The 21633-nt window shown below is 43.1% G+C and carries 15 protein-coding genes; 4 read left to right on the top strand and 11 right to left on the bottom strand.

Annotation, left to right across the window (positions count from 1 at the left end; translation table 11 throughout):
* Positions 1–43: 43 nt before the first annotated feature.
* The 8 genes from EQG49_RS08220 to EQG49_RS08185 all read right to left on the bottom strand — a co-directional run bounded on the left by EQG49_RS08220 (position 44) and on the right by EQG49_RS08185 (position 10047).
* Entirely contained in the window at positions 44–1717 is a 1674-nt protein-coding gene (locus tag EQG49_RS08220; RefSeq protein ID WP_133363532.1) for a phosphoenolpyruvate carboxykinase (ATP), read from the bottom strand.
* 270 nt (positions 1718–1987) lie between these two features.
* Entirely contained in the window at positions 1988–2476 is a 489-nt protein-coding gene (locus EQG49_RS08215; RefSeq protein WP_133363531.1) for a hypothetical protein, read from the bottom strand.
* Positions 2477–2986: 510 nt separating this feature from the next.
* The gene (locus tag EQG49_RS08210; protein ID WP_133363530.1) at positions 2987–3229 is read right to left on the bottom strand and encodes a type B 50S ribosomal protein L31; all 243 of its coding nucleotides are present in this window, start codon (positions 3227–3229) and stop codon (positions 2987–2989) included.
* A gap of 155 nt (positions 3230–3384) precedes the next feature.
* Positions 3385–4662, bottom strand: coding sequence for a UDP-N-acetylglucosamine 1-carboxyvinyltransferase (locus EQG49_RS08205; RefSeq protein WP_133363529.1), 1278 nt, complete (start codon positions 4660–4662; stop codon positions 3385–3387).
* Positions 4663–5371: 709 nt separating this feature from the next.
* Positions 5372–6985, bottom strand: coding sequence for a CTP synthase (locus tag EQG49_RS08200; RefSeq protein WP_133363528.1), 1614 nt, complete (start codon positions 6983–6985; stop codon positions 5372–5374).
* A gap of 186 nt (positions 6986–7171) precedes the next feature.
* A complete protein-coding gene (locus EQG49_RS08195; RefSeq protein WP_133363527.1) occupies positions 7172–8407 on the bottom strand; it encodes an MFS transporter in 1236 nt (411 codons plus the stop codon).
* Between the two features lie 566 nt (positions 8408–8973).
* Positions 8974–9567 carry a DNA-directed RNA polymerase subunit delta gene (gene rpoE / locus EQG49_RS08190; protein ID WP_133363526.1) on the bottom strand — a complete coding sequence of 198 codons (594 nt, stop codon included), beginning with the start codon at positions 9565–9567 and terminating at the stop codon, positions 8974–8976.
* A gap of 45 nt (positions 9568–9612) precedes the next feature.
* Positions 9613–10047 carry a YwiB family protein gene (locus EQG49_RS08185; RefSeq protein WP_133363525.1) on the bottom strand — a complete coding sequence of 145 codons (435 nt, stop codon included), beginning with the start codon at positions 10045–10047 and terminating at the stop codon, positions 9613–9615.
* 221 nt (positions 10048–10268) lie between these two features.
* On the opposite strand from EQG49_RS08185, the gene EQG49_RS08180 reads away from it, so the two are divergent.
* From EQG49_RS08180 to yidA, 3 genes are read left to right on the top strand one after another with little or no spacing between them, the layout of a single operon-like run.
* On the top strand, positions 10269–11051 hold the full coding sequence (locus EQG49_RS08180) for a lipoate--protein ligase family protein (RefSeq protein WP_133363524.1): 783 nt from the start codon (positions 10269–10271) through the stop codon (positions 11049–11051).
* 14 nt (positions 11052–11065) lie between these two features.
* Positions 11066–12430, top strand: coding sequence for an HD domain-containing protein (locus EQG49_RS08175; RefSeq protein WP_133363523.1), 1365 nt, complete (start codon positions 11066–11068; stop codon positions 12428–12430).
* 29 nt (positions 12431–12459) lie between these two features.
* Positions 12460–13272, top strand: a complete 813-nt coding sequence (yidA, locus tag EQG49_RS08170; RefSeq protein WP_133363522.1) for a sugar-phosphatase — start codon at positions 12460–12462, stop codon at positions 13270–13272.
* A gap of 66 nt (positions 13273–13338) precedes the next feature.
* On the opposite strand, the gene EQG49_RS08165 is transcribed toward yidA, so the two are convergent.
* Positions 13339–13728 (bottom strand): hypothetical protein, encoded by a 390-nt coding sequence (locus EQG49_RS08165; RefSeq protein ID WP_133363521.1) that lies wholly within the window; start codon positions 13726–13728, stop codon positions 13339–13341.
* Positions 13729–14049: 321 nt separating this feature from the next.
* Between EQG49_RS08165 and EQG49_RS08160 the strand changes: the two genes are divergently transcribed.
* Positions 14050–16356, top strand: a complete 2307-nt coding sequence (locus tag EQG49_RS08160; RefSeq protein ID WP_133363520.1) for a fibronectin type III domain-containing protein — start codon at positions 14050–14052, stop codon at positions 16354–16356.
* Positions 16357–16900: 544 nt separating this feature from the next.
* Here the strand turns inward: EQG49_RS08160 and EQG49_RS08155 are convergent.
* Both EQG49_RS08155 and EQG49_RS08150 read right to left on the bottom strand, forming a co-directional pair.
* Entirely contained in the window at positions 16901–18091 is a 1191-nt protein-coding gene (locus tag EQG49_RS08155) for a pyridoxal phosphate-dependent aminotransferase (RefSeq protein ID WP_133363519.1), read from the bottom strand.
* 71 nt (positions 18092–18162) lie between these two features.
* The gene (locus EQG49_RS08150) at positions 18163–21597 is read right to left on the bottom strand and encodes a pyruvate carboxylase (RefSeq protein WP_133363518.1); all 3435 of its coding nucleotides are present in this window, start codon (positions 21595–21597) and stop codon (positions 18163–18165) included.
* Positions 21598–21633 lie beyond the last annotated feature (36 nt).

Below are 21633 nucleotides of genomic sequence, written 5' to 3'. Positions count from 1 at the left end.
GGCATTAAGCCAACTCGGATGGGTCTTGTTTTTTCGATACATTTTAGCTATTCGCCGCAATTGCATCATCGAGTGCCACCAAAATGCGTTGCACTGCTTCTTCCGTACCTTCGGGTAAAGCATGGTAACCATCTAACTCGGTTTTCTTAGCCATGATGAAATCCAAACGATTTTGCATCCGGGCCTTTAATTGCGTTAGATACGTGACATCGGTGAAATCGAGGTCAAAACCAGCGACCGGCAAGTAACTTAATCCCGCAATTGGCCCGAATGGTTCAAACTCGGCATCTTTGTCAACGACCGCTTCAATTGAACCCAAGGTATGCTTTGGTTTAACTTTAGTTGCCCCGAAAAATCCCGTATTTAAGATATAACAATCGGCCTGCATGGTTTCAAATAAATGCTTAAAGTCGCGATAGTCTTCACCGAGTGCATATGCGCGGAATGGATTAGCAAAGGGTTCAATAACTAAAGCATCCATGTCCACTTTGCCCACAATGTTTTCGGCTGATGAACGTTTCGTAGCGAGCGTCAAACCAAAGATTGATGCTAATGCGGGATCATCCACACGTACTAGCGGTGGTAACGTATCGTCCTTCATAATCCAATACACGGCATCAATTTTTTCTTGCAGATGGTCAACGCGGTTAGGCGCAAAAAAGCGTGATTTAACAGTTCGACCATTACCATTCCGAATATCTTCAGTCACTAAGACTTTTTCGCCACGATCATTGATGCTAACGCCCACATTTTGACAGGTTAAGAAGTACTTAACGGCATCACTAGTCATGGGGTAATCTTGTGCCTTATCAAAGTACGCCGGTTCAAGCGCCGTGGTTGAGCCATCATCTTCACCAATGACAAATGCGTCATCATGCAAAACTGTTACGTCGTATTTGTCCGGATTCTTTGCCAGGGTAATGGTTGACTTACCTGAACCTGACAGACCAAATGCAGCCATTGTATATTTAGAACCATCTGGTAAAGTATATTGCTTCATACCACCGTGACAGGCCACAAAGCCATTCCGGTGAGCTGCTGCCCAGGCTAACGTTAGGGTCCCTTTTTTCAATTCGCCAAAATAACGTAACCCCAAAATAACGGCGGTGTTATGCACTGGATCAAATAAAGCGAGTCCATCGGGATATTCAGTGCTTGTCCAATCAGGATCCGCCATCACAAACAAATCCCCGACTGGATATGGTTGTGATTCAGCGTACATTTCAGCATATTCAGCCGTAATTTCTTGAAAGTTAAGCATATAACTCAAAACATTCGTTTCATAACCTTCAGGTACTAATAAATGACTTTTCACAGTATATTTTGTATCTAAGCCGACTAAAACATCCGCGGTCAATGTATTTTTACGTTGCATGCCGTACGCTGCTTCACGAACCAACTTAGCTAGCGCGCCCTCGTTAACGCCGGGTTGCCCAATGATTTTCCGCGCTGCGGCAGTTCGGCCAACAATGCCCCCATCATTGAACACAATTACCTTCGCATCTGCGGGTAGCCCTTGTTCTTCTGCCTGATAGATTGGTAAATCAGTCACAACTGCCCCCTGGGCATGTTTAGCCAGTTCGTAAGCTTCAGTTCGGTTAGTGATATGTTTAACAGTATTTGAATAAAATGCCGTTTCGACCGTTGTCCGAATTGCGGAAAAAATTTTATTTTCTTTGACCAAATCTTCGTTTTTATATTGTCCGATTGATGCCATGGGCGTGCCCTCCATTTTTCTGAATACGCAATTATTAAGTTTTCTTTATACTATCAATCTTAGCAAACCGTTAGCCCATCAAAAAATGATAACCCTCGAAAAAGTATGAAAAAAGTATGTCTATGTTATCCGTTCGGTGATAACCCGCCACGCCAATCTGTGCTTACGCCAGAGAACCGGCACACAAAAAGCTCGATTTAAACCTTATCTGAAACAAGGTTTAAATCGAGCTTTTCCATGGAACATTAGCTGTCACAGTCAGCAACTGCGTTATTTAATAAATGTCGCAAATGAAAAAAGTAAAGCAGCAATGCTTAATGCCATCCCCATTAACCAATGGTACTTGGCTAAATTATGCCGAAAAGTCCATGTTGTTGCCGCAACTTTAGGCAATTCCTTGCCATTAAAATACTTAGCTTCCGCTTCAAGACTGGCTTGCTGATTACGGCGCGCCAGCGTAAATACTATGGCCGCCAATATCGCACCAATTATTGCAAATACTTGATGAATTGTTATAACAATCGCAACAATACCGAGAATTTTAAACAATTGTGCCCGTCGGTCTAATTGGCGATACTTTGCAGCATCCTTTTTTAACTGCCGCTCAAATTGCTGCATTTCATCTTTACTGATTACCTGTGCTTCTAATGCAGCATAGTAACGCTTAGCCTCACTGTGCGCAAGGTACCCAAATAACCCCAACACCACAACTACGGGCGCAACAATGTACGTTATGAATAGAATCGTTCCTGCACTCATTATTTTCCAACTTTCTATATAACTTATTATTTTTATATCCGAACTAGCACGATGACAAATTATCCACAATATGGTTCTAGCGTGGACTTGTCGTTTCTGTACTTTTCAATCACCTAATTACTGAGGTTCTATTATCAGTGTTGTTGTTTCATGCTACCGCGGCCTGTTTTTCGCTAGTTTGAGTATTATTCCTAACTAACGGAGTGACGGTAAATTGCTTGGCGGGTGCAGCCTTTACACCGCGACTGGGGTGATATGTGTGCAACACATGTCGCCGCTGAGGATAAGATGAGGAGTCTTAGGAATTTATTCCTTAGACTCCCAGCTCATCCGAGTTGTTCAAGACCGCACTTTGGCTTGAACATGTGCTTCCAGCGTGGTGCGCCAAGTAATTTACCGGCACGCAGTGGTCAATTTTATTCAATTCCACGTCAGCCGAAATAGAGCCCGCAACATCAGGATAAAACAAAAGGCATCCGCAAAATGCGAATGCCTTTGTCAAGAAATAGATTACTTGATACCGTATTTCTTGTTGAACTTGTCCACGGCACCATCGGCTTGAGTGAACTTTTGCTTACCAGTGTAGAATGGGTGTGAATCAGAAGTGATTTCAACACGGATCATTGGGTAAGTTTCGCCTTCAAATTCGATAGTTTGGTCTGAAGTTACAGTAGAACCTGAAACAAACTTAAAACCAGTAGTTGAGTCAACAAACACAACCTTGTGGTAGTCTGGGTGAATTCCTTGCTTCATAACGTTTCTCCTTAATGCCCTGATTCATATGCTGAACCAGAGTCAGTTTATTTGTTCTATAATCAACTTACATATATTAGCACGATTTACTTGCCACGACAACATAAAAAGTCAGTAAACTAACATAATTACCCCATCGAAACTATACTTTTCGCTTATTCGGCATCTTCATCGAGAATTTCAACTTCAGCGCCTAATTGCGTAAGTTTCCAAACAACTCGATCATATCCGCGCAAAATGTGATCAGCATCATGAATTACGGTTTGACCATCTGCCATCAAACCAGCAATCATCAACGCAGCGCCCGCACGAATTTCGGCTGCGGTAACAGAAGAACCCACGAGTTTGCCACTTTCATTGATTGTGATAACACCCTCAACTTCAGAAGCAATATCAGCACCAAGGCGACGTAATTCAACAATGTGCCGCACTCGTTTAGGATAGATGGTATCCAAAATTTTACTTTCACCATGTGCCAACATCAATACTGGCGTTAATGGTTGTTGTAAATCAGTCGCAAATCCTGGATATGGTGACGTTTTAACGGTCACCGGTTCCAAATTAGTTGACTTAGGCACGTAGATTTCATCTTCTTCAATCTGTAAATCAACGCCCATTTCAATCATTTTAGAAGTAAATGATTCCAAGTGTTCAGGAATAATGTTGTGAATCATGATTCCATCCCCAACCGCAGCTGCCAATGACAAATAAGTCCCAGCTTCAATCCGGTCTGGAATAATCGTGTGCGTTGCGCGGGCTGAAAGCAATGGTACCCCTTCAATACGGATAACATCCGTACCAGCACCGCGAATTTTAGCGCCCATATTGTTCAAGAAAGTTGCTAAATCAATAATTTCTGGTTCACGGGCCGCATTTTCAATAATCGTTTGGCCGGGGGCTTTAACCGCTGCTAAAATAATATTGATTGTGGCACCAACTGAAACCATATCCAAAAAGATTCGCGCGCCATGCAACCCTTCTTCACCAGTTGTAATGTAAATTGTATCGTTTGCTTCTTCAACCTTGGCACCTAAGGCTTTAAATCCCTTGATGTGCTGGTCAATTGGTCGTGGTCCAATATTATCCCCACCAGGGAAGGTCACGGTTGCCCGACCAAAACGGCCCAGTAATGAACCCATAAAATAGTATGAAGCCCGCAAGCTCTTAATTGCAGTACTTGGCAATGGTGCTTCATTAATTTGGGTTGGATCAATATCTAATACGCTGTGTTTAAATTCAGACTTAACATTCATTGAGTCTAAAATAATTTGTAAATTGTAAACATCGGCAATATCTGGAACACTGTCGAATTGTACGGGCGTGTCTGCTAAAATCGCAGCGGGAATCAACGCAACGGTTGAGTTTTTGGCTCCCCCAATCGTCACATCCCCGGAAAGATGCCGACCGCCATTAATAATCATTTTTTTATTCATTTTATACACCCTTTTATCAATAGCTAAATGCGTGTGTTATTTTTATTTGTTTTATACACACGAAAAAATATGCATGGCTACATATAATTTTCAATTTTACCGATAATTTCCCGAAATAACAACACTGCGGGGCACTTTCTCATTACTTTGCCATGGAATTTAATTAAAATTAAAGGTCTTTCATTTTTAAATTGATATAACGTGCTAACAAAATCAGTGCACGCTGGTATTTTACGGTACCAACTAACCTTTTATTGCAGAAAAAAGCGGCTAATATTTTTTCTAGCTTGGAATTGTCGTTTCTATACTTTTCAATCATCGAATTACTGAAGTTCTATTGTCAATTTTTTCCATACTACTGCGGTCTTGGTCGGTAACTGTTTTTTCTAGTTTGAGCATTATTCCTAACTAACGGAGTGCCGGTAAATTGCTTGGCGGTCGCAGACTTTACACCGCAACTGGGGTGATATGTGTGCAACACATGTCGCCGCTGAGAATAAGATGAGGAGTCTAGGGAATTTATTCCCTTAGAGTCCCAGCTTATCCGAGTTGTTCAAGACCGCACTTTGGCTTGAACATGCGCTTCCAGCGTGGTGCGCCAAGTAATTTACTGGCACGCAGTGGCCAATTTTATTCAATCCCATGTCAGACGAAACAGAGCCAAAAACACCACCGAAACCAAAAACGATTTCAGTGGTGTATTATCTAATTATTTTGCTTCGTGTTGCTTCAAGGCAGCGGCAACGAACGCACCATACAATGGTTCTGGACGTTGTGGACGTGACAAGAATTCTGGGTGATATTGAGCAGCGATGAAGAAGTCATTTTCTGGAATTTCGATAATTTCCATCAAACGGTCATCTGGTGAAACCCCAGCAAAGACCATCCCAGCCTTTTCAAATTCATTCCGGTAATCGGTATTAAATTCAAAACGGTGACGGTGACGTTCTTGAATTTCCTTCACGTTACCGTATGCTTCAGCAGTCTTAGTGCCAGCCTTCAAGTCAGCTGGGTACAAACCAAGACGGAGTGTACCACCAAGGTTTTCAACACCAGCTTGGTCAGCCATCAAGTGGATAACTGGGTTTGGTGTTTCTGGTTCAAGTTCAGTTGAGTTTGCATCAGTGTAACCCAAGACGTGGCGGGCAAATTCAACAGATGCAAGTTGCATACCAAGGCAGACACCGAGGAATGACACGTTGTTTTCACGGGCATACTTGATTGCCAAAATCTTACCTTCAATACCACGTGGTCCAAAACCACCAGGCACGATGATACCATCAGCATCAGCAAGCAATTCTTCGTAATTGTCTGGGTTAACTGTTTCAGCATTGATGTGGTTAATCTTAACTTCCGCATCAACAGCGTAACCGGCGTGCTTCAAGGCTTCGTTAACTGAGATATAAGCATCTTGCAAGTCAGTGTACTTACCAACAAGGGTAATCTTAACTTGTTTGTGCAAGTTGTTGACATGATCAACTAATTCTTTCCATGAAGCCATATCAGCTTCAGGTGCATCTAAGCCAAGCTTGTTCAAAACAACGTCGTCCATGTGTTGAGCTTGGAGATTCAATGGAATTTGGTAGAGTGATTCTACGTCCATTGATTCGATAACAGCTTCTGGCTTAACGTCAGTGAACAAGGCCAACTTTTCACGCATACCATCAGAGATTGGTTCTTCAGTCCGAAGTACCAACATATCTGGTTGGATACCCAATGAACGCAATTGTTGTACTGATTGTTGCGTTGGCTTAGTCTTCATTTCACCAGCGGCCTTCAAGTAAGGCACTAATGAAGTGTGAATGTAGAAGACGTTTTCTGGACCAACTTCTGACTTCATTTGACGCAAGGCTTCCATGAATGGCATTGATTCGATATCACCAACCGTACCACCAACTTCAGTGATAACAATATCAGCATCGGTTGTTTGTGCGGCACGCATCATTTTTTCCTTCAATGCGCCAGTGATGTGTGGAATAACTTGGACAGTAGCACCTTCATAGTCACCACGACGTTCTTTAGCCAAAACTTCTGAGTAAATCCGACCGGTTGTAACATTTGAGTACTTGTTCAAGTTAATATCAATGAATCGTTCATAGTGACCAAGATCCAAATCAGTTTCCAAGCCATCGTCTGTAACAAAAGTTTCACCGTGTTGGTAAGGACTCATGGTACCAGGGTCGACGTTAATGTATGGGTCAAATTTTTGAACCGCAATCTTGAATCCACGGTTCTTCAACAAACGACCTAATGATGCTGCAACAATACCTTTACCGAGTGATGAAACCACACCACCTGTAACAAAAATATACTTAGTTGCCATAAATAAAAATTCCTCCTCTGGTTTCCATGGGTATTATTTTAGCCCATTCACGCTGAAAAAACTAAAAATAGCTCCCAACTCAAAAAAATGAATTGGGAGCTAATAACTTACTCTATTGACAGTCCTTCTTGTAAGGAGCCCTCAAATATATTACAGAATCTCTAGGGAATAGTCAAGCATTCATCTTCATTTCCCACTAATCGTCGCTGGTAATCGCTTAATCGCTGCCAACATGAACGCGACAGCACCAAGGCCCGCCATGATAATTAACACTGCTGCCCCGATATTACCAATAAAATGCGACGCACTGACAACACTGGCTGCCAGAATCGTACCAACTGGTCGCGTCGCTGCACTAAAACCTGAATACGCCCCAATTTTGGCTGGATTCATCATATCGGCACGGAGCGTTTGTGAGGCCGGTGTCACAATCATTTCACCAAAAGTTAAAATCACCCCGGCAATTAGTAATGGCCAAAACGTATTGAAAATAAACGCTAACGCAAAACCACCACTTTGTACCAATGTACCGATAACCACTCCGTTTTTTAGCGAAAATCGTTGGGTCAGTTTAGTCATCACACCCATTAGCACGATAATCAAAAAGGTATTTTCAATTGTAATCAGCGACAGCATCCTTTGACCAAAAATCGTCAAACCAGCCAGCGTGATTGTATGAAAACTTTGACCCAAATGCGCTGCCAAATAAAAATCAGGTTGTGAGAAAACTGCCGTTGATAATACCAATCCCGCTGAAAAAAGCATAAAACGTTTATCAACCATGACGCCACGATAGCTTTTCACAACGGCTCCGAGTGAATCGCCATGTTGACTCCGCGCTTCTTGAGGTAGTGTCTCGGTAATCCAGATGATGATAATAATAAGATTAATTGCTGCAACAATCGCCGTTCCTGTCATCAACTCGAAACGGTGCGTCTTGAAAAACCAACCACCAATTGCCGCCCCAATCATGACACCAACATTCAATACCCAATAAATCATCGAGTAAATAAACTGGCGATTTTTAGGACTCGACATATCAATCAACATCGCTTCTTCGGCAGGATCAGCAAAACCATAGCCAACCGTCACCAACAGAAAGCCAAAGAACGTTGCTTGCGGCGAAACCAGCAAGGGCGAATTCATCACGGCAGCTAAGACGTAGCCTAAGACAATTGTCGCCACACCGATTGTCATCACCTTTTTTCGTCCCCACGTATCTGCTACGTGCCCACCGTAAAGTCCAGCAAAGAACCCGGCAATTTGCACAACAATCAACAAGAGCCCCGTCCAAAAGGCTCCAAAATAATCTACGTAATAAATTGTCATGTTAGGGCCAACTGAACTACCAATCAGTACCGACATAAAAACCATTAAAATACGCAGCTGAATGTTACGATTTAATTTAAAAAATTCTCCCATCGGTGCCTCCCGTTTTTAAGTATCTCGCTAGTGTATCTGAATTCACATCATTTTGCAATGCGCTTCTAATTTGATACAAGCTGTAGTTTCGGTTCCATTTCGTCTGACATAGAATTGAATAAAATTGACCACTACGTGCCAGTAAATCACTTGGCGCACCACGCTGGAAGCAACCTCCCAAGCCGAAATGCGGTCTTGGGAGGTTCGGATAAGCTGGGAGTCTAAGGAATAAATTCCTAAGACTCCTCAGCTTATCCTCAGCGGCGACATGTGTTTCACACATATCACCCCAGTCGCGGTGTAAAGTCTGCGACCGCCAAGCAATTTACCGGCACTTCGTTAGTTAGACATAATGCTCAAACTAGCGAAAAACATTTGCCAACCACAGGCCACAGTAGCATGAAAAAGCACTGATAATAGAACCTCTGTAATTCGATGATTGAAATGTACAGAAACGACAACCTCACGCTAGAATAAATAGAACCGCAGTTTCTCGCAATCGTATTTTTGAATATACAAAAATACGCTAGAGCGCAAGCGCCCTAACGTATTAACATTTGTAATGTTTAGTTTTCTTCGTCATCACCGAAGTCTTCATCATCAGAGAATTCTGATAATTGACCTTCAATACCATCAGCAAGACCTGAGTCATCGTCGTCGTCATCTTCAACGTCGTCGAAACCATCAGCAGCCTTTACATCTTCATCGGCATCTTCTTCGTCATCAGCCGCGTCATCTTCTTCATCGATTTGACCGAAATCATCATCTTCAGGGTCATCATCGTTGTAGTCAATAACATCATCGTCGTCAGCTGCGTCATCAAGGAAGGCATTAACCTTCTTACGCTTCTTCTTACGTGCTGGTGCATCATCTTCTTCATCCAAGTGGACGGCTTCATCAATGGAATCAATCGCATACCATGAACGAAGTCCCCACATGTTATCACCAAGTGAGATGAAACTACCATCAATATTCAAATCAGTGTAAAACTGTGATAAGCGTCCACGAATTTCTTCGTCGCTCTTACCCAAGTATTGTTGAACTTCATTCACAAGATCAGCAAAAGCTAATGTTTCGCCGTGGTGTGATAATGCAGCATGCGCTACCTCAATCAATGAGAGTTCTTCTTTGTTTTGGCCTTCAAATTCTGTAAATTCCAAAATTAGCACGTCCTTTCGGGGTTTATCCTTATTAATATTACCGGTTTATGCGGTAAATTGCAATCGAATCTTATGTTGTCCTACAACTTCTTCACCGGTGAGCAACTGATAATCAATTGCAACCTTGCCGGCAAATGGCTTTTGAAAAAACTCAACATCTAAGCGTTGCGTTAATGTCGTAATATCCATTAAGCCCATAGGTGTCCGGTACTTTGTTGTTTTGATCGTATTTGGACTGAATACTAAACGTAAATCATTTTCTGAATGGCGCCGTAATTGAACGTCACCATCTTCTTGAATTTTCATCGTCACTGGAATACTTTGCCCATCAGCAGTTTCATGATAGCGCAAGTATAAAGTTGAGCCCATTTTAAATGCCTGACCCATCTCACTAAATTCAAATGTTTCTTCTTGACCAGCTTGCAACAGCCATGTGTTGACTTTAAATTCAACTGGTATTCCTGATGTTAAATCTGCCATGATTTGCGCGTAATCCCTTTCGTTTCAATGTTACATTTCATTATAGTCTATTTATTCGGTATAATGATAGTTAAAGAAACCGCATTATTCATTATTTTTAAGGTAATTTGTTGTATTATGCCCACAGTGTGGAATTTTTAGTTTGACCGCCGTGCTATGACGTGCCATTCGTTCACAAATAACGCTAATCCGGACGCTAAAATGAAATTCAGGTGATTACTATGCTACTACCATTTAATAAAATAAATATCGTGCAGAATCACTTTGACGAAGTTAATCCACTAACAAGTACAGCATACAACGCATCTCTGTTTGACCTCGTGCAAAAAAACGAGGCCATTTTACACCTTTGGACGACAACGCCAGCGGTTGCTTTAGGCCACCGTGATAAGCAACTTCCTCATTTAGATGTGGCCCGAACTTGGTTACATAGCAACAACTATGCTTCATATATCCGCTCGGCTGGTGGGCTAGCGGTCGTCAGCGATACTGGCATCCTCAATGTGTCGTTGATTTTTCAGCAACCAGACGTCCCACTATCGATTAACGGTGCGTATGATTTAGCCGTTAATTTAATTCAGCAGGCATTACCTGAATTAAAGATTAGCACTAATGAAATTGTCGGCTCGTATTGCCCAGGCAGCTATGATTTAAGTATTAACCACCGAAAAATTGCCGGCCTCGCCCAACGACGCTACCGTAATAAAATCGCAGTGTCCTTGTACCTAAGTGTCAGCGGTGATCAAGAAACCCGTGGTACGTTGATTCGACAGATGTATCAGCAAGGTTTACAACAAACTACAATTACGGCACCATATCCTGACGTCAAACCACAAACCATGATGAATTTAGATGCCGTCAGTGATATTTCGGTACCTGAATTCAGCCAGCGCCTAATCACAGCATGGCAACCGTTTTTGCCACACGAACAATTACAACTACCAACTGACTTCAGTATTAACAATCAGCTTGAAATACTCGAAAAACGGCAACCAACCACATGATGAAAGGACTATACATGAGTTATTTAACACAAAAATTAGCCAAAGAAACTGTCCTTCGCGATCCGGTGCACACGTATATCTACGTCCAAGAACAAATTATTTTAGATTTAATTAATACGACTGAATTTCAACGTCTGCGCCGCATCAAGCAACTTGGCGTGGCTTCAGAAGTTTTCCCTGCGGCCGAACACTCCCGGTTTACCCACTCACTTGGTGTGTACGAAATCGCCCGCAAAATCACCAACCACCTCGAACTTGATTACTCAACCCAAGTTCCCGGTGACGGCTTATGGAATCCGAGCGAGCGCATGATTACGTTAATCGCTGGTTTATTGCATGATGTCGGCCATGGACCCTACTCACATACTTTTGAGCACATCTTCCACACCGATCACGAGGCGTTCACCCAAGCCATTATTACCACTGCCGGTACGCAAATTAACACAATTTTGCGCCGTGTTAGCCCTGAATTTCCAGCCCAAGTGGCCAGCGTCATTAATAAAACGTATCCAAATCCTCAAGTAGTGCAAATTATTTCAAGCCAAATTGATGCCGATCGAATGGACTACTTGTTGCGCGATGCATATTTTAGCGGTGCTCACTACGGTTCATTTGATTTATCGTTCATTTTACGGTTACTCCATCCTTATGCTGGTGGGATTGCATTTAACATTATTGGGATGCACGGAATTGAAGATTACATTGTCAGCCGCTACCAAATGTATCTCCAAGTGTATTTCCACCCAGCATCACGTTCGATGGAAGTTATCTTAACGAATTTATTGCAACGAGCGCATGATTTATATTTGAAAGCCCAAGATGATTTGGCGGTCGATATTAGTTTTATCCCGCCAGTGATGTTGCCATTCTTCCAACACAAACCAACTTTACAACAGTATTTAGCTTTGGACGACGGTGTCTTAGTAACCTACTTCAGTCAGTGGCGGTACGTCGATGATCCGATTTTAAGTGACCTTGCTGTCCGTTTCTTAGATCGCAAGCCACTCAAATCAATCCTCTTGGATGATGAATCTGCGAAATATTTACCTAGCATTTCCCAATTAATCCAAGAAGCCGGCTACAACACTGCTTACTACACCGCTGAAAATGATAGTTATGATTTACCTTATGATGCCTATGATCCTAAGGACAAAAAACCACGCACCCAAATCGAACTAATGCGCGAAGATGGTAGCACAACTGAACTTTCAACCATCAGTGCGTTAGTAAATGCGATTACTGGGCGACAATCTGGTGACCGCCGGTTCTTCTTCCCAAAAGAAATGTTACGGACAAATTCAGATGATATCTTCAGCCCCGTATACGCAGAATTTCAAAGCTATATTACGAATGGTTATCTCGCAGCGCCACATAATTAACGTGTAGACACCCGCCAAAGGAGAATTTTATGAGCATCAAACTAATTGCCATCGATATCGACGGTACCCTCTTAAACGAAAAAAACGAACTAGCTCCGCGCACGATTGCGGCCTTGAATGCTGCAACTGCTAAAGGAATCAAAGTCGTCTTAACCACTGGCCGCCCATTAACCGGTGTTAAGCCATATCTTGAAGCTTTAGGACTCCAAGGCGATGACCAATTTGTGATTACTTTCAACGGTGCCCTTTCACAAACTGTAAGTGGTAACATCATCACCAAAGAAACGATTACGTACCAAGACTACTTGGACATCGAAGCCCTTAGTCGCCAACTTGATATTCATTTCCACGTAGAAGATGAACAACTCATCTATACCGCTCACGCCTTAATTCCTAAGTACACAATTGGTGAATCATTCTTGGTCAACATGCAAATCCAATACATGCCCGTTGCCGAAATGGCTGTTAAGGATTACTCAAAAGGCATGATGATTGATGAAATTGATGTAATTAACCGTGTTGCCAAGGAAATCCCCGCTGAATTCCACGACCGTTTCTATATCGTGCAATCAACTCCATATTTCTTAGAATTCTTGAACAAATCAGCTTCCAAAGCAAATGCCTTAGCTGAATTAAGCGCCAAACTTGGTATTAACCAAGACGAAACAATGGCGCTCGGAGATCAAAACAACGACTTACCAATGCTCGAATGGGCCGGTCTTGGTGTTGCAATGGGGAATGGTACTCCTGAAGCCAAAGCAGCCGCCAATGTTATCACTGCTACGAACGCTGAAGATGGCGTTGCCCAAGCTGTTGAAAAATATGTGTTAGCCGCTAAATAATTTCCATCCAACCAAAAAGCCGTCCGAATTACGTTTAAAAACGCTGATTCAGACGGCTTTTTCACTTTATTTAACTGTCACAAATTTACCGGTGTTCAAGTTCATTTGGGTAATTTTCATTGTTTTTGTGTTCAAACGATAGAGACCCTTTAGTTTAGTTGAACCGCCACTGCTTTTACGAGCTTCAACTTGGTATGATGTCTTATTAATTTTATTTACCATGTAAAAAATGCCAGTCTTCTTAGTTGGGTTAACTTTTTTCAAGACAATTTTTAAAGCATGGTTGCTGTTTTTGACCTTCGCAACCTTTTTGGGTGCTTTTTTTATTTTAGTAGTTTTTGTTGCTGCCGCTGCATTAGTTTGACTTGCGACCATTTGTAGTGGGGCTAATGCAACAATCGTCACCGCCAATACTAGCATCATTTTAGTAATCATCTTCTTAGTTTTCATCATCATATCCTCGTTCCCTTTTCTTTATGTTTTAATTATATCACTAAGATTACCTTTGTTACAGACTCTTTACAAAAGTTACGCAATCCGTAAGGGAAACTTTACTATTTTGATGAAACTGTGAAGATTGGTAACTTTATTAATCAACTAAAATAATAATGCATTACAGTTTTATTTGTTGTCAGGGAGATTGTGGGCATAGCCAGTAGTTATCGGATTAATTTTACAAATTCGTCAATAAACTTAATTGGATTTGTATTCACAAATTACTCATATGCTTCCGCTAGAATTAAGTTATATTAATTAATTTTAAAAAGGAGCGCACCGATGAACAGTAAAGGTAAAAAGATTGGCTATACATCGTTAGCAATGATCACTTTGATTAGCGGCATGGGAGCTACCCCATCAGCGCTGGCAAGTCAGACAGACCGTGATGTACAAACAGAACAAGTAGAAAAAGTACAGCCGGCGCCCGATAAAACTGCTGACACGCTGGCAACTAAACCCGAGGATGCAGTTGAAAAGCCAAGCGAGGCTACCAGTACCGAATCACCAGTCACGCCAGTAGCAGATTCAGTGGCAGTTGATAGTACGTCACCAGATTCATCAAAACCTGATCAGCCAAAGGAAACCGTAATTAGTGAAACAAACACAACAACTCCAACCGCAGATATCACGAATGCGGTTACTGACAAAACTGTGCCGGCGGCTAAAAGTGCCGCTAACGACTTTGGGTTAAAAGCAGCCGAGCGAGTAGCGGCACCAATGCAACAAACTACTAAGGCAAAAACACCAAAAGTGGATATAGAAGGTTTACTAAATGTAACCGCCACCCCCGGAAGTAATCAAATAACGCTTGAATGGGGTGGGCTAAGTACATCTGGAATTTCGATTACAAGCTATACCATTCAATATCAACCAACAGGTGCTCCTTGGTTCACTGGACCCTCAGTTGGAGCCCTCCAAACAAGCGAAACAATTACTAGTTTGACAAATGGTGTCCAATATAATTTCCAGGTTCAGGTTAATTTTTCCGATGGTAGTTCACAAATGAGTAGCATAGTATCTGCTACACCGGCAGCTGTCCCTAGCACACCACCCTTATGGGCATATAGTGGTGATGGTGAAGTCAACCTAGCTTGGTCTGCTCCCAACGATGGTGGATCACCAATCATCGGTTATTCCGTTCGTTACAAATCAACTGACAGCAGTATGTGGATACCCTATCCAACGGATGGCACGGCAACCTCAACTACCATTGACGGCTTACAAAATGGGCAAATGTATAACTTTCAAGTTGCGGCGATTAACGCCAGTGGTATAGGTAGCTACGGATCTGCCACGGCAACTCCAATATCTGTACCGGATACCCCGGTATTGACGCCAATACCTGGTGATGGTCAGGTTAAACTAACTTGGACCGTTCCTGACGATGGTGGAGCACCAATCACCGGTTACACCTTACGTTATAAACCAACGGACAGCGACGACACCGCATGGGTAACTTATCCAACAGATGGCACGGCAACCACCGCTACCATTGATGGTTTAACCAACGGCCAATCATATGATTTTGAAATTGCAGCAATTAACTATCTCGGCGCGGGAGCTTACGGATCAACACAAGCTATTCCGGCAGCGCTACCAGCTGCACCTGAGTTGACGCCAACACGCGGTGATGGTCAAGTCGAGCTAACATGGACTGTTCCTGACGATGATGGCTCACCAATCACCGGTTACGCCTTACGTTATAAACCAACGGACAGCGACGACACCGCATGGGTAACTTATCCAACAGATGGCACGGCAACCGCAGTTACCATTGATGGTTTAACCAATGGCCAATCGTATGATTTTGAAGTTGCAGCAATTAACGCCATTGGTACAGGTGCTTACGGCTCAAACACAGCTATCCCAGCTACTGTACCTGCTGCACCTGTATTGACACCGACGCCCGGTGATACTCAAGTCGACATTAGTTGGACAATGCCAGATGATAACGGCTCACCAATCGTCGGCTTCATCCTGCAGTACAAACTGACAACTGAAGACAACTGGATTACCGTACCGACTGTTGACACTGACTTGACGGCAACGATTACTGGGTTAACCAATGGTTTGGATTATGATTTCCGCGTTGCCGCCATTAATGAAATCGGCACTGGTAATTATGGTGAAGCAACTACAACACCTAATAAGGCGGCGGACAATACTGAGGATAATACAGGCGGCGACAACACGGGGAATAACACCACACCTCCAACTGATGTAACTCCTACAGTACCGGGAAATACAACGCCAGCCACACCACAGCCAGGGGAGTCGCAATTGCCAAGCACTGGCGGTTCAACGACCCCAACACCTGATAAGACTGGAAATGATAGCCAATCAGGCAAAACGCCAAGCACACCAGTACCAGGGCACTTGCCTGGTACCGGTACTGGTGGCACACCGGCTAAGGTTGGTAACAACACACGTACTTCCAACGCAACCACACCCACGCAAACAGCAAACCAAAAATTGCTACCAAAAAGTGGGCGTGCATTTGGCGCTAACCAGCTGTTAATTATCATCGGCAGCACTTTACTTGGTTTAATCGGCGCATTCGGCTTGCTATACCGGAAACGTCGCTAATTGCCTTTTGTACCAATAATCATTGCTAACAAATAAAATAAGAGCTGACATATAACTTGTTTAGCCCGAAAAATAAGCTCGATTTCTCCTTTAATTCTAAGGTAGAAATCGAGCTTATTAATGTGTAACAAATGGTTTCTATTTATTCTAACGCGGGGTTGTTGTTTCCGCACTTTTCAATCATTGTATTACTGAAGTTCTGTTGTCAGTATTGTTTTTCCATCCTACTGTGACCTGTAGTTAGTAACTATTTTGAGCATTATGCCTAACTAACGTAGTGACTGGAAATTGCTTGGCGGGCGCAGCCTTTACACCGCGACTGGGGTGATATGTGTGTAACACATGTCGCCGCTGAGGATGAGATGAGGAGTCTAGGGAATTTATTCCCGTAGACTCCCAGCTTATCCGAGTTTGCCAAGACCGCACTTTGGCTTGGCAATGAGCTTCCAGCGCAGTGCGTCAAGCAATTTCCAGACACGTAGTGGCCAATTTTACTCAATTCCGTGTCAGGCTAAATAAAGCCGTAAGATTTCCTGTTCTCGTATTATGCTTTTTCGCTTTTTTCAATAAACGCTTTAATCCGCGCAATCGCTTCCGTTAACAACTCTTGACTCGTCGCATACGACAAACGAATGTGGCCTGGCATTCCAAACGCCTCACCAGCAACAACGGCAACGTGGGCTTCTTGTAAAACTGCCATCGCAAATTCAACGGTATTCATGTAGCCTAACTTAACCATTGCTTCTGTCACATCGGGGAAGAAATAAAATGCCCCTTGTGGCTTAAATGATAATTTCACACCTTCAACCGCTTCAAGTAACGCATAAGTGGTATTCAACCGTGTTTCAAAAGCTTCCCGCATTTTGGCAACCGGAACTTGGTCACCTGATAACGCTTCAATCGCCGCATATTGCGCAGCGGTCGTTGGATTAGACGTCATGTGTCCCAACAACAAATTAATCTTACTGATAATTTCCTTTTGGGCGACCACATAACCTAAACGCCAACCAGTCATTGCATAGGCTTTTGAAACCCCATCAATCAATACTGTGTTAGCAAAGATTTCATCTGAAAATTCCAATACTGACGTAAACTTAGTACCGTTATAGACTAACTTGCCATAAATTTCATCAGCGACTAGTAACACATCGTTATCCAACGCCCATTGAGCAATCGCTTTTAATTCAGCCGCTTCATACACAAGCCCGGCTGGATTTTGTGGTGAATTCAAGATTAGCAAGCGCGTCGCATCAGTTTTGGCCGCTTCAAGTTCAGTAACTGTAACTTTCAAATCCGGTGCAGCTGGTTGGACGATTTGAACAGTTGCCCCACTTAATTTGAGTTGTTCTTCGTAACTAACCCAATATGGTGCAATCACCATCGCGGCATCCCCAGGTTCTAACACTGCTTGGAATAATGAGTAGAGCCCCATTTTAGCCCCAACGGTTACTGTCACTTGATTGGGTTCGACCAAGCGGCCAGTGTCGGCTTCAACACGGTTAATAATCGCTGTTTTCAGCGCTGGTAATCCTGAAACTGGCGTGTAGTAACTCGCACGGCCATCCGTAATACTTGCAATAGCCGCTGTTTGAATATTAAGTGGTGTCGCAAAATCCGGTTCACCCGTACTTAAATTAATTACATCGATGCCATCGGCTTGCATTTGTTTAGCCAAAGCTGAAACCTGCAAAGTTGCAGACGGGGTCACGTTTAATACACGTTCCGAAAATTTCATAGCATACACTTCCTTTCAAAGGATATTTTTTAGAAAAATTAAGTTTAAATTCAAATTTTGTGTGCTTAAGCCTACGACAACTTCGTTAATTCAATCAACAAGTCACCACCGTCAATTTGCATTCCATTAGTGGCGTGAATATAACGAACTTCCGCATCATATGGTGCTTGAATAATCGTTTCCATCTTCATTGCTTCAGTGACAATCAAACTTTCGCCTTTTTTAACTTGTTGGCCTTGTTGAACTAAGATTGAAACAACCGAACCAGCCATTGTGGCGCCGATTTGTTCGGGATCAGTTGGTTCAGCTTTTTGTTTCGTTGTCGTTGAAACATTCGCGTTCACATCTTTGACGATAATTTCTTCACTTTGACCATTCACTTCAAAGAATAATGAACGAGTTCCATCTGGATTAGGTTCCGTGATTTGTCGTAACACAACAATGTTCTTGCGACCCTTAGTTACTTCGATTTCCACGCGTTCACCAACCCGCATTCCTTGGAAGAATGTTGGCGTATCTAAGTAAGTCATTGGTCCAAATTCATTTTGGCGCGCGATGTAGTCAGCATACACTTTTGGATACATGATGTATGACAACACTTCTTCACGCGATGGTTCATGCCCAATGAGTTCTGTGACTTCTGCTGTCACTTTGGCAAAATCAACTGGCTGTGCCAAAGCACCTGGCCGTACCGTCAACGGTTGCTTACCCTTTAAAATAATCTTTTGCAAATCTTCGGGGAAGCCACCAACTGGTTGACCTAAATCACCCATGAAGAAGCTCACCACAGATTCAGGGAAGTCCAAAGTTTCACCATGATCATAAATATCAGCAGCCGTTAAATCATTTTGCACCATGAACAATGCCATATCACCAACAACCTTTGATGATGGCGTAACTTTGGAAATGTCACCAAACATTTCATTAACGGTCGTGTACATCACCTTGATTTCATCCCAACGGTCGCCTAAACGTAAGGCATTAGCTTGTTGTTGGAGGTTAGAGTATTGTCCACCAGGCATTTCTGTTTGGTAAATATCGGTTTGTGCACCATTCAGCTTGTTACCAAAACCAGCGTAGTATGGCCGGATATTACTCCAGTATTCATCTATTTTTTCAGCGTCATGCACGTTCAAATCAGGTTGGCGTTTGTTACCCGACAAGGCATAATACAATGCGGTCGTTGATGGTTGTGACGTCGTACCAGACATGGCTGAAGATGCCACATCAACGACATCGACGCCCGCTTCAACAGCCCGGGCATACGTGAAAATACCGTTACCGGTCGTATCATGCGTGTGCAAGTGGATTGGCAAATCAACCGCGGCCTTCAATGCACTGACTAATTCATATGCAGCTTGGGGTTTCAACAAGCCGGCCATATCTTTAATACCAATAATATGAGCCCCACTTGCTTGTAATTCTTGCGCTAAATCAACGTAATATTTAGTTGTGTACTTAGTTTTATTCGGATCTAAAATATCACCGGTATATGCCATTGCAGCTTCGGCAATTTTCCCAGTATCGCGAACCGCTTTAATTGATTCGGTCATTTGTGGTACCCAGTTCAATGAATCAAAAATCCGGAAGACATCGACGCCGTTTTCTGCTGAAGCGGCGATGAAATCTTGAATTACGTTGTCAGGGTAGTTCTGGTAACCGACTGCATTTGAGCCCCGGAATAACATTTGCAATAACGTTTTTGGCATCAATTTACGTAATTGACGCAACCGTTCCCAAGGATCTTCACCAAGGAACCGATACGCAACGTCAAAGGTCGCTCCACCCCAAACTTCAGCACTAAATAGTTCTGGCAAGGCCTTTTGCATATCACCAGCAATATTCACCATGTCTTTTGTCCGCATTCGGGTGGCAAATAATGATTGATGTGCATCTCGCATCGTCGTATCTGTTAACAAGACTTTATCTTGGCTCAACAACCACTGTCCCATGGCGTCAGCACCTTGAGTATCTAACACGGTTTTCGCCGTTTCTAAGTCCGGTGCAAGTTCGGCAAATTTCGCATTATAGCTGTTAGGTGCGTAATACTTCGTGTCATCTGAATCAACACCAGGGAAACCATTCACTGTGGTCGTTGCCACGTAGTGAATTAATTTCGTTGTTGGTTGAGCTTCCGGTTCGAGATCAAACAACGCTGGGGTTTCATCAACGAATGTCGTTGGTGCTTGTCCAGAACGGAAGACTGGGTGATTAACCAAATTTTTCAAGAATGGAATGTTCGTCTTCACGCCCCGAATAACAAATTCATCAAGAACCCGCCTAAGCTTTTGGTTGGCGGCTTCAAAATCCATCCCGTGCACGATTGCTTTGGTTAATAATGAGTCATAGTATGGGGTCACGTAAGCTCCGGTAAAGGCATTCCCAGCGTCCAAACGCACACCAGTCCCACCTGGCGAACGGTAACTTTGAATCCGACCAGTGTCTGGTACAAAACCATTCATCGGATCTTCGGTTGTAATCCGCGCTTGGATTGCAACACCGGTTGCCCGAATGTCAGCTTGAACCGGCACACCAATTTCATCGTGCAAACGTTGGCCAGCGGCAATTAAGATTTGTGTTTTAACAATATCAATTCCCGTAACTTCCTCCGTCACGGTATGTTCAACTTGTACACGTGGATTAACTTCAATGAAGAAGAAATCTTCCCCTTCAACTAAAAATTCCACCGTGGCGGCATTTTGGTAATTAACCGATGCCAATAATGCTACGGCAGCATCTTGAAGTCGTTTACGAACATCTAATGACACCCCAACCGCTGGTGCAAACTCAACAATTTTTTGGTGGCGGCGTTGCACTGATGAATTTCGTTCAAATAAATGCACGACGGTCCCATGTTCATCGGCAATAATCTGTACTTCAATATGTTTGGGATCGACCAGATAACGTTCCAAGTAAATTTCGTCATCCCCAAATGATTTTTCGGCTTCTGAACGCGCCCGGGCAAACGCTTCAACTAATTCACTTTCTTCATACACAACCCGCATACCGCGACCACCACCACCGGCAGCTGATTTAACAAATAATGGATACCCACTCGTCTTACCAAATTCGATGGCTTCACTAATTTCAGTTACGGGGTGATCCGTACCCGGCACTGTTGGAACTCCGGCAGCAATTGCCGCATTTTTGGCCTTGATTTTATCACCAAACATTTCAAGGTGGGCTGGCGTTGGGCCAACAAACTTAATTCCTGCAGCCTCAACGGCCCGGGCAAAGTCAGCATTTTCAGACAAAAAACCATAACCAGGATGAATTGCATCAACGTTATGTTCTTTGGCGATGCGGACGATGTCTGCAATATCTAAGTACGCCGCAATCGGATCTTCGCCCACACCAACTTCATAAGCTTCATCGGCTTTAAAACGGTGCATTGAAAATTCATCGGCCTTTGCGTAAATCGCAATGGCGTGCATGCCTAATTCGTGAACTGCGCGAATAATCCGCGTGGCAATTTCGCCACGGTTCGCAATTAATATTTTTTCCATTAAGTTTCGCTCCCATTCCAGTGCAATCAGGTCTAA

The organism is Periweissella cryptocerci (genome assembly GCF_004358325.1).
Classification (GTDB): Bacteria; Bacillota; Bacilli; order Lactobacillales; family Lactobacillaceae; genus Periweissella; species Periweissella cryptocerci.
The sequence above is the reverse complement of the archived record's forward strand: the minus strand, read 5'-3'. Positions and strand labels throughout refer to the sequence as shown.

Excerpts from the sequence above, each read along its gene's own strand:
- EQG49_RS08220 (WP_133363532.1), bottom strand. The coding sequence starts at position 1,717 with ATGGCATCAATCGGACAATATAAAAACGAAGATTTGGTCAAAGAAAAT.
- EQG49_RS08215 (WP_133363531.1), bottom strand. The coding sequence starts at position 2,476 with ATGAGTGCAGGAACGATTCTATTCATAACGTACATTGTTGCGCCCGTA.
- EQG49_RS08210 (WP_133363530.1), bottom strand. The coding sequence starts at position 3,229 with ATGAAGCAAGGAATTCACCCAGACTACCACAAGGTTGTGTTTGTTGAC.
- EQG49_RS08205 (WP_133363529.1), bottom strand. The coding sequence starts at position 4,662 with ATGAATAAAAAAATGATTATTAATGGCGGTCGGCATCTTTCCGGGGAT.
- EQG49_RS08200 (WP_133363528.1), bottom strand. The coding sequence starts at position 6,985 with ATGGCAACTAAGTATATTTTTGTTACAGGTGGTGTGGTTTCATCACTC.
- EQG49_RS08195 (WP_133363527.1), bottom strand. The coding sequence starts at position 8,407 with ATGGGAGAATTTTTTAAATTAAATCGTAACATTCAGCTGCGTATTTTA.
- EQG49_RS08185 (WP_133363525.1), bottom strand. The coding sequence starts at position 10,047 with ATGGCAGATTTAACATCAGGAATACCAGTTGAATTTAAAGTCAACACA.
- EQG49_RS08180 (WP_133363524.1), top strand. The coding sequence starts at position 10,269 with ATGCTACTACCATTTAATAAAATAAATATCGTGCAGAATCACTTTGAC.
- EQG49_RS08175 (WP_133363523.1), top strand. The coding sequence starts at position 11,066 with ATGAGTTATTTAACACAAAAATTAGCCAAAGAAACTGTCCTTCGCGAT.
- yidA (WP_133363522.1), top strand. The coding sequence starts at position 12,460 with ATGAGCATCAAACTAATTGCCATCGATATCGACGGTACCCTCTTAAAC.
- EQG49_RS08165 (WP_133363521.1), bottom strand. The coding sequence starts at position 13,728 with ATGATGATGAAAACTAAGAAGATGATTACTAAAATGATGCTAGTATTG.
- EQG49_RS08160 (WP_133363520.1), top strand. The coding sequence starts at position 14,050 with ATGAACAGTAAAGGTAAAAAGATTGGCTATACATCGTTAGCAATGATC.
- EQG49_RS08155 (WP_133363519.1), bottom strand. The coding sequence starts at position 18,091 with ATGAAATTTTCGGAACGTGTATTAAACGTGACCCCGTCTGCAACTTTG.
- EQG49_RS08150 (WP_133363518.1), bottom strand. The coding sequence starts at position 21,597 with ATGGAAAAAATATTAATTGCGAACCGTGGCGAAATTGCCACGCGGATT.